Annotated in this window: 14 protein-coding genes; 13 read left to right on the forward strand and 1 reads right to left on the reverse strand. The window is 60.5% G+C overall.

Going from position 1 to position 16931, the window contains the following annotated elements; translation table 11 throughout:
• Positions 1-100 precede the first annotated feature (100 nt).
• From ACOYXJ_RS12285 to ACOYXJ_RS12295, 3 genes are read left to right on the forward strand one after another with little or no spacing between them, the layout of a single operon-like run.
• Positions 101-1120, forward strand: coding sequence for an aminoglycoside phosphotransferase family protein (locus tag ACOYXJ_RS12285; RefSeq protein WP_460369687.1), 1020 nt, complete (start codon positions 101-103; stop codon positions 1118-1120).
• Positions 1117-1788, forward strand: a complete 672-nt coding sequence (murU, locus tag ACOYXJ_RS12290) for an N-acetylmuramate alpha-1-phosphate uridylyltransferase MurU (RefSeq protein ID WP_095122624.1) — start codon at positions 1117-1119, stop codon at positions 1786-1788. The genes ACOYXJ_RS12285 and murU overlap by 4 nt, the downstream gene beginning before the upstream one ends.
• Before the next feature lies 1 nt (position 1789).
• Positions 1790-2557, forward strand: coding sequence for a TerB family tellurite resistance protein (locus ACOYXJ_RS12295; protein WP_460369690.1), 768 nt, complete (start codon positions 1790-1792; stop codon positions 2555-2557).
• 123 nt (positions 2558-2680) lie between these two features.
• Here ACOYXJ_RS12295 and ACOYXJ_RS12300 read toward each other — a convergent pair whose 3' ends face one another.
• Complete coding sequence (locus ACOYXJ_RS12300) at positions 2681-3664, reverse strand: alpha/beta hydrolase family protein (RefSeq protein ID WP_460369692.1); 984 nt, start codon at positions 3662-3664, stop codon at positions 2681-2683.
• Between the two features lie 73 nt (positions 3665-3737).
• Here ACOYXJ_RS12300 and ACOYXJ_RS12305 point away from each other — a divergent pair, with 73 nt between their 5' ends.
• The 10 genes from ACOYXJ_RS12305 (at position 3738) to trpE (ending at position 16818) form a co-directional block, all read left to right on the forward strand.
• Positions 3738-6143 carry a PAS domain-containing sensor histidine kinase gene (locus ACOYXJ_RS12305; RefSeq protein ID WP_460369694.1) on the forward strand — a complete coding sequence of 802 codons (2406 nt, stop codon included), beginning with the start codon at positions 3738-3740 and terminating at the stop codon, positions 6141-6143.
• A 75-nt stretch (positions 6144-6218) separates the two neighbouring features.
• Positions 6219-6848, forward strand: coding sequence for a response regulator (locus ACOYXJ_RS12310; protein ID WP_038363404.1), 630 nt, complete (start codon positions 6219-6221; stop codon positions 6846-6848).
• A 348-nt stretch (positions 6849-7196) separates the two neighbouring features.
• Positions 7197-8321 (forward strand): ABC transporter ATP-binding protein, encoded by a 1125-nt coding sequence (locus ACOYXJ_RS12315; RefSeq protein WP_038363353.1) that lies wholly within the window; start codon positions 7197-7199, stop codon positions 8319-8321.
• A gap of 48 nt (positions 8322-8369) precedes the next feature.
• A complete protein-coding gene (locus ACOYXJ_RS12320; RefSeq protein ID WP_038363355.1) occupies positions 8370-9413 on the forward strand; it encodes an ABC transporter substrate-binding protein in 1044 nt (347 codons plus the stop codon).
• Positions 9414-9609: 196 nt separating this feature from the next.
• Positions 9610-10857 (forward strand): ABC transporter permease, encoded by a 1248-nt coding sequence (locus ACOYXJ_RS12325; RefSeq protein WP_460369697.1) that lies wholly within the window; start codon positions 9610-9612, stop codon positions 10855-10857.
• Between the two features lie 12 nt (positions 10858-10869).
• On the forward strand, positions 10870-11694 hold the full coding sequence (locus tag ACOYXJ_RS12330; protein WP_008084123.1) for an ABC transporter permease: 825 nt from the start codon (positions 10870-10872) through the stop codon (positions 11692-11694).
• Positions 11695-12512: 818 nt separating this feature from the next.
• The gene (locus ACOYXJ_RS12335) at positions 12513-13661 is read left to right on the forward strand and encodes an iron-containing alcohol dehydrogenase (RefSeq protein WP_460369699.1); all 1149 of its coding nucleotides are present in this window, start codon (positions 12513-12515) and stop codon (positions 13659-13661) included.
• A gap of 114 nt (positions 13662-13775) precedes the next feature.
• Entirely contained in the window at positions 13776-14450 is a 675-nt protein-coding gene (rpe, locus tag ACOYXJ_RS12340; RefSeq protein WP_007918813.1) for a ribulose-phosphate 3-epimerase, read from the forward strand.
• A complete protein-coding gene (locus ACOYXJ_RS12345; RefSeq protein WP_095122636.1) occupies positions 14447-15265 on the forward strand; it encodes a phosphoglycolate phosphatase in 819 nt (272 codons plus the stop codon). Before rpe ends, ACOYXJ_RS12345 begins: the two co-directional genes overlap by 4 nt.
• Positions 15266-15336: 71 nt before the next feature.
• Entirely contained in the window at positions 15337-16818 is a 1482-nt protein-coding gene (trpE, locus tag ACOYXJ_RS12350; protein ID WP_150793329.1) for an anthranilate synthase component I, read from the forward strand.
• Positions 16819-16931: the final 113 nt, after the last annotated feature.

A 16931-nucleotide genomic window follows, 5' to 3' on the forward strand; every position in this document is an offset into this window, starting at 1 on the left:
TGCCCGCGGTGTGGGCCGCACGCCTCTCGATGGTCTGAAAAAGATGCTGGATAATAAAGCATGACCCGCTTGACGGCTAGCGCCGTCGGAGACCCTTGCAATGCCTGACCAAGATGTACGCTTGCAACACCTGAAAGTTTGGCTCGATGAGCAGTTGGCAAACCTGTTTGCAGATCAGGGCTGGGGCGCCGTGCCCCCGGCCACGTTGACTGCGGCCAGCAGCGACGCGAGTTTTCGCCGTTACTTCCGTTGGGAAGGTGAGGGTCGCAGCTTTGTCGTGATGGACGCGCCGCCGCCCCAGGAAAACTGCAAACCGTTCGTGGATATCGCCTTTTTGCTGGCGAAATCCGGAATAAACGTGCCGAAAATTTATGCCGAAGACCTCGAACGCGGTTTTCTTTTGCTCAATGACCTGGGCAACAAGACCTATCTCGACGTGATCGATGGCGAGAATGCCGACGCTTTGTTCGACGATGCCCTGCAAGCGCTGCTGGCTTTTCAGCAGTTGCCGATGGTCGCGCCGTTGCCGAGTTACGACGTGGCGTTGCTGCGCCGTGAACTGGAACTGTTCCCCGAGTGGTACGTGAAGCGTGAGCTTGGCATCGAGTTCGACGCGACCCAGCAGCAACAATGGCAACAGGTCAGCGACCTGTTGATCGACAGCGCCCTTGCGCAGCCGAAAGTGCTGGTGCACCGCGACTACATGCCGCGCAACCTGATGATCAGCGAGCCGAATCCCGGTGTGCTGGATTTCCAGGATGCGGTCTATGGTCCGGTGACCTACGACGTGACCTGCCTGTTCAAAGATGCGTTTCTCAGCTGGCCTGAAGAACGCGTACGCGGCTGGCTGGAAAGTTACTGGCAACAAGCCTCGGCGCTGAACATCCCGGTGCAGCCGGACTTCGAAGACTTCCTGCGCGCCAGCGATCTGATGGGCGTGCAGCGTCACCTGAAAGTCATCGGCATCTTTGCGCGCATCTGTCACCGCGACGGCAAGCCGCGTTATCTGGCCGACGTGCCGCGTTTCTTCTCTTATATAGAAGCGGTGATTGCGCGTCGTCCTGAACTGGCGGAACTGCAAACGCTGTTCACCAGCCTGCGGGGTGGAGCGACGGCATGAAGGCAATGATTCTGGCGGCAGGCAAAGGCGAGCGCATGCGCCCGCTGACCCTGACCACTCCGAAACCGCTGGTGCGTGCCGGCGGCGTCCCCCTGATCGAATATCACCTGCGCGCCCTCGCGGCCGCGGGGTTCAACGAGATCGTCATCAACCACGCCTGGCTCGGCCAGCAGATCGAAGATTACCTGGGTGACGGTTCGCAGTTTGGCGTGAGCATTCAGTACTCACCGGAAGGTGAGCCACTGGAAACCGGCGGCGGGATTTTCCGTGCGCTGCCGCTGCTCGGCGATGATGCCTTTCTGGTGGTCAACGGTGATATCTGGACCGATTACGATTTCAGCGTGCTGCACCAGCCGATCAACGGCCTGGCGCATCTGGTGCTGGCGGACAACCCGGCGCATCACCCGAGTGGAGATTTCACTTTGGTCGATGGCAAGGTGCACGACGGTCAGCCGGACGCTGCAACCCTGACCTACAGCGGCATCGCGGTGCTGCATCCTCAGTTGTTCGACGGCTGCGCCGACGGTGCTTTCAAACTGGCACCGCTGTTGCGCAACGCCATGGCGGCTGGCGAAGTCACGGGCGAGCGTCTGAAAGGTCACTGGGTCGATGTAGGTACGCACGAGCGTCTGGCCGAAGCTGAAACCTTGATAGAAGCGAGTCGCTGACATGTTGTGGCCAGGGACTCTGATTGGAGCCGGAGCGGGTTTTGCGATTGCCAGCATTCCGGGGGCCATGCTTGGGGCATTGTTGGGGCAAGCGCTGGATCGGCGTTTGCACTTGCAGAGCTGGGGGCATCTGCGGGAAAAGCTCGGCGGTAAGCCGATGCTGCGCAATGATGAATTGTTGTTCGTGTTGCTCGGTCGCCTGGCCAAGAGCGACGGTCGCGTCACCGATGGGCATATCCAGCAGGCGCGAAACGAGATGCGTGCGCTGGAGATGAGCGAACCGGCGACACGTCGGGCGATTGCCGCGTTCAACCGTGGCAAGTCCGGCAGCGACAATCTGCGCGGTTATCTGCGCCGCCTCAGCACCCAGCCGCATGCCGCCGAAGGTGTGTTGCGCGCCTGTTGGCGGATGGTCTGGGCCGATGGTCGCGCGGGCGTCAGTGAGCGTGAGTTGCTGGCGCAGTGGGGCAAGTGGCTGGGCTGGACGACACATCAGGTGCAGGCATTGGCCAGTGATTACGAGCCGGGTAAACGACCGATCGTCAGTGCCGCGGTGAGCTATCAGGAGGCGATGCGTTTATTGGGCGTGTCGGCGTCCAGTGAACCGGCGCAGATCAAACGGGCCTATCGACGTCTGCTCAGTCGTCATCACCCGGACAAGATTGCCGGTACGGGAGCGACGCCAGTGCAGGTGCGTGAAGCGACCGAGAAAACCCGCGAGTTGCACAGTGCCTACACGTTGATTCGTGAGCGGCGGGATTTTCGCTAGTCGTTAGAGGTGTAGCGACTGCGCTGGCCCCTTCGCGAGCAGGCTCGCTCCCACAATGGATTGTGTTCGCAGATCCAATGTGGGAGCGAGCCTGCTCGCGAAGGGGGCGACGCGGTTTACCGATCAGTCCGGGTTCTGCGGATTCAACCAGCCACGCACCCGGCGGAACAGCTGTTCCTGTTCTGCCTTGTTATCCGGCAAGGCCTTGAGCGCGACCTGGCTGAACGCCGAAGTCTTCAAACGTTTGCTCGCCTGCATGCGCTCCAGCGCTGCGTTGCGATCCAGCGGCTTGTCCATGTAGAAAATATCCACGGTCGGCAATTTCAGCGTCGGCGTCAGTTCTACCAGCGCCGGTTTGGCCTTGGTCGGCGTCTGCACATCAACCATGACAAACTTTTCGACTTGCGAAGTTTGTTTCTCGCTCAAGTAGCGCGCGGCCCAATAGGCACCGGTGCCGTGTCCGAGCACGACTATGCTGCGTGCGCTCTGCTGCTCGGCGTAGGCAAGCGCGGCGTCGATGCGGGCGAAGATTCGTTCGGCGTCTGCCTTGGATTGCTCTTCAGTGGTTTCGGCGACCACTTGATCCGCCACTTCTGCTTCACCGCCCGCCGCCTGCTCGATCGGTTGTGCAGTGGTGGCATCCTTGCTGCCGCTTTCCGGCGCTTTCGGCGCTGCGGCGGGCTCAATTACACGCGGGGCAATGGCATCGCTTTGCAGATCAGGCAACGTGATGCTCAGGCTGCTCCAGTCGGCGTTTGGCAGTTTTTGTCGCAATGGGCCGATTGCCTGCGGCCAGTCGGCGGTTTCGCCGGCGCCGGGGATGATGATCACCGCGCCTTTGGGCTCGGCGGTGTTGGCCGGTTTCCACAGGGCGAGGAAGGTATCGCTGCCGGCCTGTAATTGTTGCTGTTCTTGTGCCGGGACTTTACGTTCCAGTGCGGCGGCCTCTTCCTGACTACGCTCAAGCAGTGGCTGGCGTTCGGCCGGTTTTTCTTCTGCCGGTTTTTCCGCGGCAGGGGCGGGGTCGGCGGCGTTGACGGAAAACGCACAAGGCAGGATCAGCGACAGGCACAATGCTGGCATTGCCAGGCGGTAAACAGAGGGCATCGGTTATTCCAGGCCAGAAAGTATCCCGGCAGCCTAATGGGTTGGTCAGAATTTGTCAGTGTATGAGACTTCAATGAAGCGATTTTGCTGCCTGTGGGTTATCGGCTGTTTGTGCTTTCCCTTGATGGGCTGGGCGGCGCCTGCGCCGCCGTCTCATCTCGCACAGTTGTCGGCGAGCCAGCAGCAATGGCTGGCGCAACACAATGAATTGCGCGTCGGCCTGGTGTTGCAAGCGCCGTACGCGCAATACGACCGGCGCTTGCAGCGGTTGTCGGGGGCCAACGTCGAACTGATGAAGTTATTGGCCAAGGCGCTCAATGTCGAATTGAGCTGGCGCAATTTTCAGGATCTCGCGCAATTGGAAGCCGCCGTGCGTGAGGGCGAGATCGATATCGCTCCGGGCCTGAGTCAGACCCCGAGTGCGCTGCGCCTGTGGCAGTTCTCCGATCCTTACATGCGTGTCCCGCAACTGGTGGTCAGCGATCAGAAAGCCAGTGGCGTGGTCGATCTGGAGAAACTCGACAGCCAGGTTCGCGTTGCGGTGCGTATGCCCAGCAGCACCGCTGACTATCTGCGCGGCAACTATCCACATTTGAACTTGCAAGGCGTTCCGCTGGAACGTCAGGCGTTGCAGTTGCTGTTGAGTCAGCAGGCCACTTACGCCGTGGTCGATGAGGCGCAGCTCGGACGCTTGTCGGTAGAACCGGAGTTCGCCGAACTGGTGGTGGTCGGCGATATCGGCCTGCCGCAACTGCTGCGAGTCGGCTCACGCCGCGATTGGCCAGAGTTGGCTGGCATCGTCCAAAGCGCCTTGCGTGCAATCCCGGCCAAGGATCTGGAGCAATTGCACAGCCAATGGCTGCAACCGAAATATCCGCGGCTGTCGGAGTCACCGGGGTTCTGGCAGAACCTCAGTCTGTTGTTCGCGGTGATGCTGTTCAGTTGTGTCGCGATCGTATTCTGGCAGCGCCGCCAACAGCACAGTCTCGAACAGCGACTGCTGGCCGCCCGGGAAGACATCGCCTTGCGCGCGGCCAGCGAAGAAGCGCTGCGGTTGACGCAGTTCTCCATCGATCAAAGCACCGTCGGCATTCTCTGGGTCAACTGGGACAGCCATGTGCGCTACGCCAATCGCGCGGCGGAAATCATGCTCGGGTATCCCTCGGGCGGACTGATCGAACGTCCCTTGATCGACTTCGAGCCGGGTCTGCACATGGATCGCTGGCTCAATCTATGGAAGCGCGCGCGGGCCAGTGAAGAAGGGCCGCTGAGTTTCGAAACCAGTTGCGTGCGCGCCGATGGCAGTGTCTTGCCTGCGGATGTTTCGCTGAGTTTTCTGCGTTTTCGCGACAGCGAATATCTGGTGGTTTACCTCACGGATGTCACCGAGCGCCGCCGTGCACTGGCGGCGTTGCAGGAAAGCGAGGCGCGCCTGCAAGGTATCGCCGCCAACGTGCCGGGGCTGGTGTTCCGTCTGGAGCGGGCCCCGGTGACCGGGCAGATCGATTTTGCCTACATCAGTGAAGGCAGCGAAACGCTGGTCGGTTATGCCCCGGCCACTCTCGCGCATCGCGACATGGGCCTGCGCAGCCTGGTGCATCCCGACGACAAGGCCAGTTATCACCAAACCCAGGATCAGGCGCTGGACACCGACAGCGACTGGTCATGGCAGGGCCGAATCCTCACGCGTCAGGGCGAGCAACGCTGGGCCGAGATCAAGGCGATCACCCGGCAACTTGAAGATGGCGCGTACGTCTGGGACGGCATCGTCTGGGACATCACCGAGAGCAAGCGTATCGAGCTGGAGCTGGCGGCGTCGCGCGAGCAACTGCGCGAACTGTCGGCGCACCTTGAGAGCGTGCGCGAAGAAGAGAAGGCGCGGATCGCCCGCGAGGTTCACGATGAGCTGGGGCAAATGTTGACGGTGCTGAAACTGGAGACATCGATGTGCGAATTGGCCTACGCGCAACTCGATCCGGGGCTGAACGAGCGGCTGAACAGCATGAAGCGCCTGATCGCCCAGCTGTTCCAGTTGGTGCGCGATGTGGCGACGGCTTTGCGTCCGCCGATTCTCGATGCCGGGATTGCGTCGGCGATCGAATGGCAGGCGCGGCGGTTCGAGGCGCGCACACAGATACCGTGTCTGGTGCAGGTGCCGGACAATCTGCCGGCGCTCAGTGATGCCAAGGCGATTGGCCTGTTCCGGATCCTGCAGGAGGCGCTGACCAATGTGATGCGCCATGCGCAGGCGCATACTGTGGAACTGACGCTGTCGCTGGAAGGCGACGAATTGTGTCTGACGGTCAGTGATGATGGCGTAGGATTCGTCGCCGCTGCCGGTCGGCCGACTTCGTTTGGGCTGGTGGGCATGCGTGAGCGGGTGCTGATCATGGGCGGGCGGCTGACGCTGGAGAGTGAGCCGGGGGAGGGCACCAGTCTGGTGGTGCGGGTGCCGGTGAGTGAGGTCGAAAGTCTGTAGTGTTTGGGCTGACGCTATCGCGAGCAGGCTCACTCCTACAGGGAATGGTGTGCACCTGAAATCTGGAGAAAAGAATTGATCCGTGTATTGGTAGCCGAAGACCACACCATCGTCCGCGAGGGCATCAAGCAATTGATCGGCCTGGCCAAGGATCTGCAAGTGGTGGGCGAGGCGAGCAATGGCGAGCAATTGCTCGAGACCCTGCGCCATATTCCGTGCGAGGTGGTGCTGCTCGACATTTCCATGCCAGGGGTCAATGGCCTCGAAGCAATTCCGCGCATCCGTGCGCTGAACAATCCGCCGGCGATTCTGGTGCTGTCGATGCACGACGAAGCGCAGATGGCCGCGCGGGCGCTCAAGGTCGGCGCGGCCGGGTATGCGACCAAGGACAGCGATCCGGCGCTGTTGCTGACAGCCATTCGCAAAGTCGCGGCGGGTGGGCGTTACATTGATCCGGATCTGGCGGATCGCATGGTGTTTGAAGTCGGCCTGACCGATGCACGGCCCCTGCATTCGTTGCTGTCCGAACGCGAGTTCTCGGTGTTCGAACGCTTGGCCCAAGGCGCCAACGTCAATGACATCGCCCAGCAACTGGCCCTGAGCAGCAAAACCATCAGCACCCACAAGGCGCGGCTGATGCAGAAGCTCAACATCACCTCGCTGGCCGAACTGGTCAAATACGCGATGGAACACAAACTCCTCTGATCAGCACTGTTCCCCTGTGGGAGCGAGCCTGCTCGCGAAAGCGGTGTAACAGTCACCGAATAAGCTGAATGACCCACCGCATTCGCGAGCAGGCTCGCTCCCACAAGGGATCTGCTTTGGATCCGGATTGTGCGCATATCCCTAAGCGACACGCGTTTTTGCCATTGCTTGTGGCTCGCAGCTTGTCGCTTGTCACTGCCTTATCCATTAACGCCATCCTTGTAGGGCAATCCCTACCCCCAACCTTCCATCCGGCTGAGGCGATTCTCTCCTGCGCCCCGATTTGCGCGCCTGTCAGCAACCACTAGGCTTAACCCACAAGCAGTCATCAACAACAAAGGTGTGGGTATGAGCCAGGTCGATACAAACGCAGGGGCCAGCGATGTGCTGGTCAGCTTTCGTGGAGTGCAGAAGAGCTACGACGGCGAGAACCTGATCGTCAAAGACCTCAACCTGGACATTCGCAAAGGCGAATTTCTCACCCTGCTCGGGCCGTCCGGTTCCGGCAAGACCACCAGCCTGATGATGCTCGCCGGTTTCGAAACACCGACCGCCGGCGAAATTCTGCTGGCCGGGCGCTCGATCAACAATGTGCCGCCGCACAAGCGCGACATCGGCATGGTGTTCCAGAACTACGCGCTGTTCCCGCACATGACCGTGGCGGAAAACCTCGCGTTCCCGCTGACCGTGCGTGGCCTGAACAAAAGCGACGTCAGCGATCGGGTGAAAAAAGTCCTCAGCATGGTCCAGCTCGATGCGTTCGCCTCGCGCTACCCGGCGCAGCTGTCCGGTGGTCAGCAACAACGTGTGGCACTGGCCCGCGCGCTGGTGTTCGAACCGCAGCTGGTGCTGATGGACGAACCCCTCGGCGCCCTCGACAAACAACTGCGTGAACACATGCAGATGGAAATCAAACACCTGCACCAGCGCCTCGGCGTGACCGTGGTTTACGTGACCCACGATCAGGGTGAAGCGCTGACCATGTCCGACCGCGTCGCGGTGTTCCATCAAGGCGAAATCCAGCAGATCGCGCCACCGCGCACGCTTTACGAAGAACCGAAAAATACCTTCGTCGCCAATTTCATCGGCGAAAACAACCGCCTCAACGGCCGCTTGCTCAGCCAGAGCGGCGAGCGCTGCGTGGTCGAGTTGGGCCGTGGCGAAAAGGTCGAGGCGCTGGCGGTCAACGTCGGCCAGACCGGCGAACCGGTGACTTTGTCGATCCGCCCCGAGCGCGTCAGCCTCAACGGTTCGAGCGATCAATGCGTTAACCGCTTCTCAGGGAGGGTGGCGGAATTCATCTATCTGGGCGACCACGTCCGGGTGCGCCTGGAAGTCTGCGGCAAGACCGACTTCTTCGTGAAACAACCGATTGCCGAGCTCGATCCTGCGCTCGCCGTCGGTGACGTGGTTCCGCTTGGCTGGCAGGTCGAGCACGTTCGCGCGCTTGACCCGCTTTTAGAGGCGAACTGATCGCCCCGGCAATACCAACACCAACCCTGCACGTGGAGAGAACAATAAATGTTGAGATCCCTGAAGTTCACCGCCCTGACCCTGGGCTTGATGGGTGCGGCAAGCGCAATGGCCGCTGGCCCGGATTTGACCGTGGTGTCGTTTGGCGGGGCGAACAAGGCGGCGCAAGTCAAAGCCTTCTATGCACCGTGGGAAGCGGCGGGCAACGGCAAGATCGTCGCCGGCGAATACAACGGCGAAATGGCCAAGGTCAAAGCGATGGTCGACACCAAGAGCGTGTCGTGGGATCTGGTCGAAGTCGAATCGCCAGAGCTGTCCCGTGGCTGCGACGAAGACATGTTCGAACAACTCGACCCGGCGCTGTTCGGCAAGACTGAAGACTACGTAAAAGGCGCGATTCAGCCGTGCGGCGTAGGTTTCTTCGTTTGGTCGACCGTACTCGCTTACAACGCCGACAAGCTGAAAACCGCGCCGACCAGTTGGGCGGATTTCTGGGACACCAAGAAATTCCCGGGCAAGCGAGGCCTGCGCAAAGGCGCCAAGTACACCCTCGAATTCGCTCTGATGGCCGACGGTGTGGCACCGAAAGACGTTTACAAAGAACTGGCGAGCAAGGGTGGTCAGGATCGCGCGTTCAAGAAGCTTGATGAGCTGAAACCAAGCATTCAGTGGTGGGAAGCCGGCGCGCAACCGCCGCAATACCTCGCTTCCGGTGACGTGGTGATGAGCTCGGCCTACAACGGTCGCATCGCCGCCGTGCAGAAAGAATCCAACCTGAAAGTGGTGTGGAACGGCGGCATCTACGACTTCGACGCCTGGGCCATCCCGAAAGGTCTGGACGCCAAGCGTGCCGAAGCGGCGAAGAAATTCATCGCCTTCTCGGTACAGCCGCAGCAACAGAAGACCTACTCGGAAAACATCGCCTACGGCCCGGCCAACACCCAGGCTGTGCCGCTGCTGGCCAAGGATGTCCTGAAAGACATGCCGACCACCCCGGAAAACATCGCCAATCAGGTGCAGATCGACGTCAGCTTCTGGGCTGACAACGGCGAGCAACTCGAGCAGCGCTTCAATTCCTGGGCTGCGAAGTAACCCGAGCATACGGACCGAGGGCTTTCCGGATGATCGTTCCCACGCTCTGCGTGGGAATGCCGCCCGGGACGCTCCGCGTCCCTGTGACGCAGAGCGTCACTGGATGCGTTACCACGCAGAGCGTGGGAACGATCAGTAGCTAAAGTTCGAGGTGGTTCGCCACCTCTGTAACGATCAAAGATTTGCGGAGTACGTCATGGCCATCGCCGTTCCCCTGAACGAGGGCAACAGCCCCACCTTGAAGCAGAAGCTCAAGCGCGCCGAGCGGGTCAACCGCTGGAAGGCTCAAGCGCTGATTGCGCCGCTGGTGCTGTTTCTGCTGTTGGTGTTTCTGGTGCCGATCGTGGCGCTGCTCTACAAAAGCGTCGGCAACCCCGAAGTGGTCGGCGGCATGCCGCGCACCGTGGCGGCCATCGCCAGTTGGGACGGCCGTGGCCTGCCCGCTGAACCGGTCTACAAAGCCGCTGGCGAAGACTTCGCCGAAGCACGTAAAAACCAGACGCTGGGCGATTTGTCCAAGCGCTTGAACATGGAGTTGGCCGGCTATCGCAGCCTGCTGACCAAAACCGCCCGGGCGCTGCCGTTCGCCAGCGAACCGGCCTCTTATAAAGAAGCGCTGGAAGCTCTCGACGAGCGTTGGGGCGATCCGGCCTACTGGCAAGCGGTCAAACGCAACACCAGCAGCATCACCCCTTATTACCTGCTGGCGTCCGTCGACCACCGCATCGACGACCTCGGCGAAATCGCCCCGGCTACTCCAGATCAGGCGATTTACCTAGATATCTTCGCCCGCACGTTCTGGATGGGCCTGGTCATCACCGTGATCTGCCTGCTGCTCGCCTATCCGCTGGCGTACCTGCTGGCAAACCTGCCATCGCGGCAAAGCAATCTGCTGATGATTCTGGTGCTGCTGCCGTTCTGGACCTCGATTCTGGTGCGCGTCGCCGCATGGATCGTACTGCTGCAATCGGGCGGCCTGATCAATAGCGGTTTGATGGCCATGGGCATCATCGATAAACCGCTGGAACTGGTGTTCAACCGCACTGGCGTCTACATCTCGATGGTGCACATCCTGTTGCCGTTCATGATCCTGCCGATCTACAGCGTGATGAAAGGCATCTCGCCGACCTACATGCGCGCGGCGATTTCCCTCGGCTGCCACCCGTTCGCCAGTTTCTGGCGGGTGTACTTCCCGCAGACCTATGCCGGTGTCGGCGCCGGTTGCCTGTTGGTGTTCATCCTCGCCATTGGCTACTACATCACCCCGGCGCTGCTCGGCAGCCCGAACGATCAAATGGTCAGCTACTTCGTCGCCTTCTACACCAATACCAGCATCAACTGGGGCATGGCCACCGCACTGGGCGGGCTGTTGCTGCTGGCGACCGTGGTGCTTTATCTGATTTACAGCTGGCTGGTCGGCGCCAGTCGCCTGCGCCTGAGCTAAGGGGAATTCGAGATGCTGAGTCCTTACATGTCGCCCATTGAACGGGTGTGGTTCTACAGCCTGCGGATCCTCTGCGGCCTGATTCTGTTGTTCCTGATTCTGCCGGTGCTGGTGATTATTCCGCTGTCGTTCAACTCGGGGAGCTTTCTGGTCTATCCGCTGCAGGGTTTCTCGCTGCAGTGGTACCACGACTTCTTCGCTTCGGCGGAATGGATGCGCGCTCTGAAGAACAGCATCATCGTCGCCCCAGCGGCGACGGTACTGGCGATGATCTTTGGCACGCTGGCGGCAATCGGTCTCACCCGCGGTGACTTCCCCGGTAAAGCGCTGGTGATGGCGCTGGTGATTTCGCCGATGGTGGTGCCGGTGGTGATCATCGGTGTGGCGAGTTATCTGTTCTTCGCGCCGCTGGGGTTGGGCAATAGCTTCTTTTCGTTGATTGTGGTGCACGCGGTGTTGGGCGTGCCGTTTGTGATCATCACGGTGTCGGCGACGTTGCAGGGGTTTAATCACAATCTGGTGCGTGCAGCGGCGAGTTTGGGTGCATCGCCATTGACCGCGTTTCGTCGGGTGACCTTGCCGCTGATTGCGCCGGGGGTGATTTCCGGGGCGCTGTTTGCCTTTGCGACGTCGTTTGATGAGGTGGTGGTGACGCTGTTTCTCGCGGGACCTGAGCAGGCGACATTGCCTCGGCAGATGTTTAGCGGGATTCGTGAGAACCTGAGTCCGACGATTGCGGCTGCGGCTACGTTGCTGATTGCCTTCTCCGTCATCTTGTTGCTGACCCTTGAGTGGTTGCGAGGCCGCAGCGAGAAGCTGCGTACCGCTCAGGTTTAAGGGCCAGATCAAAAGCTTACCCCCTCACCCCAGCCCTCTCCCCCAAAGGGGGCGAGGGGGAGAGGGAGCAGATCTTCATGGTTTTCAAAACCTGAGTTCGACTCGGTATTGCACGTCGGTGTAGCTCCTCCATGCACCTCGGTCAGTCTTTTTTACCTTCTGGGGGAGAGGGAGCAGATCTTCATGGTTTTCAAAACCTGAGTTCGACTCGGTATTGCACGTCGGTGTAGCTCCTCCATGCACCTCGGTCAGTCTTTTTTACCTTCTGGGGGAGAGGGAGCAGATCTTCATGGTTTTCAAAACCTGATTTCGACTCGGTATTGCACGTCGGTGTAGCTCCTCCATGCACCTCGGTCAGTCTTTTTTACCTTCTGGGGGAGAGGGAGCAGATCTTCATGGTTTTCAAAACCTGAGTTCGACTCGGTATTGCACGTCGGTGCACCTCTCCCATCCACCTCGGTCAGTCTTTTTTACCTTCTGGGGGAGAGGGAGCAGATCTTCATGGTTTTCAAAACCTGAGTTCGACTCGATATCGCAAGTCGGTGCACCTTTCCCATCCACCTCGGTCAGTCTTTTTACCTTCGGGGGGGAAGGGAGCAGATCGTTGTGCTTTTCAAAACCTGAGTTCGACTCGGTATCGCACGTCGGTGTACCTTTCCCATCCACCTCGGTCAGTCCCCTCTCCCTCTGGGAGAGGGCTAGGGTGAGGGGCTCTTGCTCTTGCGCTCGATGGGTCATTCACCACCTGAATAGCAGACAACCCCAAATCCCCAGCTAATCTTGTGCCCAGCTCCCACATCTATAAGAGGCTGCGCACGATGAGTCTGTCCCAGTTCAAAATCGCTCACAAACTGATCACCGGCGCCGCCGCCATCGAACAACTGGCCGCCGAACTCACACGCCTCGACATCGACAACCCCCTGATCGTCACCGATGCCGCGCTGGTCAAATCCGGCACGGTGGAGCTGGCGCTGGTGCAACTCGGTGGACGCGACTACGAGATTTTCGACCGCGTACTGCCAGACCCGGAAATCGCCATCGTCGAAGACTGCATGCGTGTCTACCGCGAGGGCGGGCACGACGGCCTGATCGGCCTCGGTGGCGGCAGTGCCATCGACATCGCCAAAAGCGTCGCCGCCTACGCCGGTTACCACGGCGCACTGGAGGACCTGTTCGGCGTCGATCAGGTGCCACGCAAAGGCCCGCCGCTGATCGCCATCCCGACCACCGCCGGCACCGGTTCCGAAGTGACCAACGTCGCGATCCTCTCCGACAAAGTCGCGCAGTTGAAGAAAGGCATCGTCAGCGACTATCTCTTACCGGACGTGGCGCTGGTCAGCCCGCAGATGACCCTGACCTGCCCACGCAGCGTCACCGCCGCCAGTGGCGTCGACGCCTTGGTGCACGCCATCGAATCCTATCTGTCGGTGAATGCCTCGCCGATCACCGACTCGCTGGCCATCGGTGCCATCAAGCTGATTGCCAGGTCCCTGCCCAAGGCTTATGCCAACGGTGCCAACCTGCAAGCCCGCGAAGACATGGCCACCGCCAGCCTGATGGCCGGTATGGCGTTCGGCAATGCCGGGGTCGGCGCGGTGCATGCGCTGGCGTATCCGCTGGGCGGGCGTTTCAACATTGCCCATGGCGTCAGCAATGCCTTGCTGCTGCCGTATGTCATGACCTGGAACAAGATGGCCTGCGTCGAGCGCATGCAGGATATCGCCGAAGCCATGGGGGTGAAGACTGCTCATTTGAGTGCAACCGAGGCGGCGGACAAAGCCGTACAGGCGATGACCGACTTGTGCGCGGCCGTGGAAATTCCTGCCGGGCTGCGCAGTTTCGGCGTGCCGGAAGACGCCATCCCGGCGATGGCCGTGGAAGCGGCGGGGATTGAGCGCCTGATGCGCAACAATCCGCGCAAGCTCAGCGCTGTCGACATCGAGAAGATCTACCGCGCGGCGTATTGAGTCAGCGCCGGTCATCCGTCATGGCACAACCCAATCATCGCGGTCACGGTGCGCGCTTGGAAACTTGAGGTATACAATGCGCGCCATCGTGATTTAGCTCAGAAAAGGTGCGTCATGCAGCCCTTCGTAATTGCTCCGTCGATTCTCTCCGCCGACTTCGCCCGCCTCGGCGAGGAAGTCGACAACGTTCTCGCCGCTGGCGCCGACTTCGTCCACTTCGACGTCATGGACAACCACTACGTGCCGAACCTGACCATCGGCCCGATGGTTTGTGCGGCATTGCGCAAATACGGGGTCACCGCGCCGATCGACGCACACCTGATGGTCAGCCCGGTGGATCGTATCGTTGGCGACTTCATCGAAGCCGGCGCGACTTACATCACCTTCCACCCGGAAGCCACGCTGCACGTTGATCGTTCGCTGCAACTGATCCGCGAAGGCGGCTGCAAATCCGGTCTGGTGTTCAACCCGGCGACCCCGCTGGACGTGCTCAAGTACGTGATCGACAAGGTCGACATGGTCTTGCTGATGAGCGTCAACCCGGGCTTCGGCGGGCAGAAATTCATTCCCGGCACCCTCGACAAACTGCGCGAAGCACGGGCGATCATTGATGCCTCGGGCCGTGACATCCGTCTGGAAATCGACGGCGGCGTCAACGTCAACAATATCCGTGAAATCGCTGCCGCTGGCGCTGACACGTTTGTTGCCGGCTCGGCGATCTTCAATGCGCCGAACTATCAGGAAGTCATCGACAAGATGCGTTCCGAACTGGCACTGGCACGCCCATGAGCGGTTTTGAGCAGCTGTTCCCGGGAAAACTGCCACGGCTGGTGATGTTCGATCTGGATGGCACGCTGATCGACTCGGTTCCAGACCTGGCAGCGGCGGTGGACACCATGCTGCTCTCCCTCGGCCGCAAGCCTGCCGGCATCGACTCGGTGCGCGAGTGGGTCGGCAACGGCGCGCCGGTCCTGGTGCGCCGTGCGTTGGCCGGTGGCATCGATCATTCGGCGGTGGATGACGTCGAAGCCGAACATGCGCTGGAAGTGTTCATGCAAGCCTACGGTGCCAGCCATGAGCTGACCGTGGTCTATCCCGGCGTGCGCGACACCCTCAAGTGGCTGCACAAGCAAGGCGTGGCCATGGCGCTGATCACCAACAAACCGGAGCGTTTCGTCGCGCCGCTGCTGGATCAGATGAAGATCGGTCGCTACTTCAAGTGGATTATCGGTGGCGATACCTTGCCGCAGAAGAAGCCTGATCCAGCCGCACTGTTTTTTGTAATGAAAATGGCCAACATCCCGGCCTCGCAATCGTTGTTCGTCGGCGACTCGCGCAGCGACGTGCTGGCGGCGAAAGCGGCGGGGGTCAAATGCGTGGCGCTTAGCTATGGCTACAACCACGGCCGACCGATTGCCGAAGAGTCGCCGGCGCTGGTCATCGACGATCTGCGCAAGCTAATTCCCGGTTGCCTCGGTTCGGCCGCTGAGATAACGTTGCCCGACGCTGCTCAATCCCATTCTGGAAACGCCATCGTGGTGGTCACTCGCAAACTCTGGATGAAAGTCATCAAGGCTCTGGCCCGCTGGCGTTGGCGCGCCTGACTTGTTCCTGGCCGGCCTGCCGGCGCGTTTGCATACCTGACTGATTTGCCCCTCACACCACGAGGCACCTTATGATCCGCGAAGAATTCCTGCGCTTGGCCGCTGACGGCTACAACCGCATTCCGTTGGCCTGCGAAACCCTGGCCGACTTCGACACGCCGCTGTCGATCTACCTGAAACTGGCCGACCAGCCCAACTCCTATCTGCTCGAATCGGTGCAGGGCGGCGAGAAATGGGGCCGTTACTCGATCATCGGCCTGCCGTGCCGCACCGTGCTGCGGGTTCACGACCATCACGTCAGTATCACCGTTGATGGCGTCGAGACCGAAAGCCACGACGTGGAAGACCCGTTGGCGTTCGTTGAAACCTTCAAGGCGCGCTACAACGTGCCGACCATCGCCGGTCTGCCGCGTTTCAACGGTGGTCTGGTCGGATACTTCGGTTACGACTGCGTACGTTATGTCGAGAAGCGCTTGGGCAAGTGCCCGAACCCGGATCCGCTGGGTGTGCCGGATATTCTGTTGATGGTCTCCGACGCGGTCGTGGTGTTCGACAACCTCGCCGGCAAGATGCACGCGATCGTGCTGGCCGATCCTGCGCAGGCCGATGCTTTCGAACAAGGTCAGGCGCAACTGCAGGCGTTGCTGGAAAAGCTCCGTCAGCCGATCACCCCGCGCCGGGGCCTGGATTTCAGCAAGCAACAATCCACTGATCCAGTGTTCCGCTCCAGTTTCACCCAGAACGATTACGAAAAAGCCGTCGACACCATCAAGGAATACATCCTTGCCGGTGACTGCATGCAGGTCGTGCCGTCGCAGCGTATGTCGATCGACTTCAAGGCAGCACCGATCGATCTGTACCGCGCCCTGCGTTGCTTCAACCCGACGCCGTACATGTATTTCTTCAACTTCGGCGACTTCCATGTTGTCGGTAGTTCACCGGAAGTGCTGGTGCGCGTTGAAGACAACCTGATCACCGTGCGCCCGATTGCCGGCACTCGCCCACGTGGCGCGACCGAAGAGGCGGACGTGGCGCTGGAAGAAGACCTGCTGTCGGACGACAAGGAGATCGCCGAGCACTTGATGCTGATCGATCTCGGTCGCAACGATACCGGTCGCGTCTCGGAGATTGGCTCGGTGAAACTCACCGAGAAAATGGTTATCGAGCGTTATTCCAACGTGATGCACATCGTCTCCAACGTCACCGGGCAGTTGAAAGAAGGGCTGACGGCGATGGATGCACTGCGGGCGATTCTGCCGGCGGGCACCTTGTCCGGCGCGCCGAAAATTCGTGCGATGGAAATCATCGACGAACTGGAACCGGTCAAGCGTGGTGTGTACGGCGGCGCGGTCGGTTACTTCGCCTGGAACGGCAACATGGACACCGCGATTGCCATTCGCACGGCAGTGATCAAGAACGGCGAACTTCACGTGCAGGCCGGTGGCGGCATCGTTGCCGACTCGGTGCCGGCGCTGGAATGGGAAGAAACCCTGAACAAACGCCGCGCGATGTTCCGCGCCGTGGCGCTGGCCGAGCAAACCCCGGAAGCTTGACCAACACAAAACCTTGTGGGAGCGAGCCTGCTCGCGAAAGCGGTGTGTCAGCCAACATTAATGGCGACTGACACACCCTCTTCGCGAGCAGGCTCGCTCCCACAGTTGGCTTT

Source organism: Pseudomonas sp. Tul2A7 (assembly GCF_054790505.1).

Coding starts and splice junctions, on each gene's coding strand:
- ACOYXJ_RS12325 (WP_460369697.1), top strand. CDS start 9,610: ATGGCCATCGCCGTTCCCCTGAACGAGGGCAACAGCCCCACCTTGAAG.
- ACOYXJ_RS12335 (WP_460369699.1), top strand. CDS start 12,513: ATGAGTCTGTCCCAGTTCAAAATCGCTCACAAACTGATCACCGGCGCC.
- rpe (WP_007918813.1), top strand. CDS start 13,776: ATGCAGCCCTTCGTAATTGCTCCGTCGATTCTCTCCGCCGACTTCGCC.
- ACOYXJ_RS12345 (WP_095122636.1), top strand. CDS start 14,447: ATGAGCGGTTTTGAGCAGCTGTTCCCGGGAAAACTGCCACGGCTGGTG.
- murU (WP_095122624.1), top strand. CDS start 1,117: ATGAAGGCAATGATTCTGGCGGCAGGCAAAGGCGAGCGCATGCGCCCG.
- ACOYXJ_RS12295 (WP_460369690.1), top strand. CDS start 1,790: ATGTTGTGGCCAGGGACTCTGATTGGAGCCGGAGCGGGTTTTGCGATT.
- ACOYXJ_RS12315 (WP_038363353.1), top strand. CDS start 7,197: ATGAGCCAGGTCGATACAAACGCAGGGGCCAGCGATGTGCTGGTCAGC.
- ACOYXJ_RS12300 (WP_460369692.1), bottom strand. CDS start 3,664: ATGCCCTCTGTTTACCGCCTGGCAATGCCAGCATTGTGCCTGTCGCTG.
- ACOYXJ_RS12330 (WP_008084123.1), top strand. CDS start 10,870: ATGCTGAGTCCTTACATGTCGCCCATTGAACGGGTGTGGTTCTACAGC.
- ACOYXJ_RS12285 (WP_460369687.1), top strand. CDS start 101: ATGCCTGACCAAGATGTACGCTTGCAACACCTGAAAGTTTGGCTCGAT.
- ACOYXJ_RS12305 (WP_460369694.1), top strand. CDS start 3,738: ATGAAGCGATTTTGCTGCCTGTGGGTTATCGGCTGTTTGTGCTTTCCC.
- trpE (WP_150793329.1), top strand. CDS start 15,337: ATGATCCGCGAAGAATTCCTGCGCTTGGCCGCTGACGGCTACAACCGC.
- ACOYXJ_RS12320 (WP_038363355.1), top strand. CDS start 8,370: ATGTTGAGATCCCTGAAGTTCACCGCCCTGACCCTGGGCTTGATGGGT.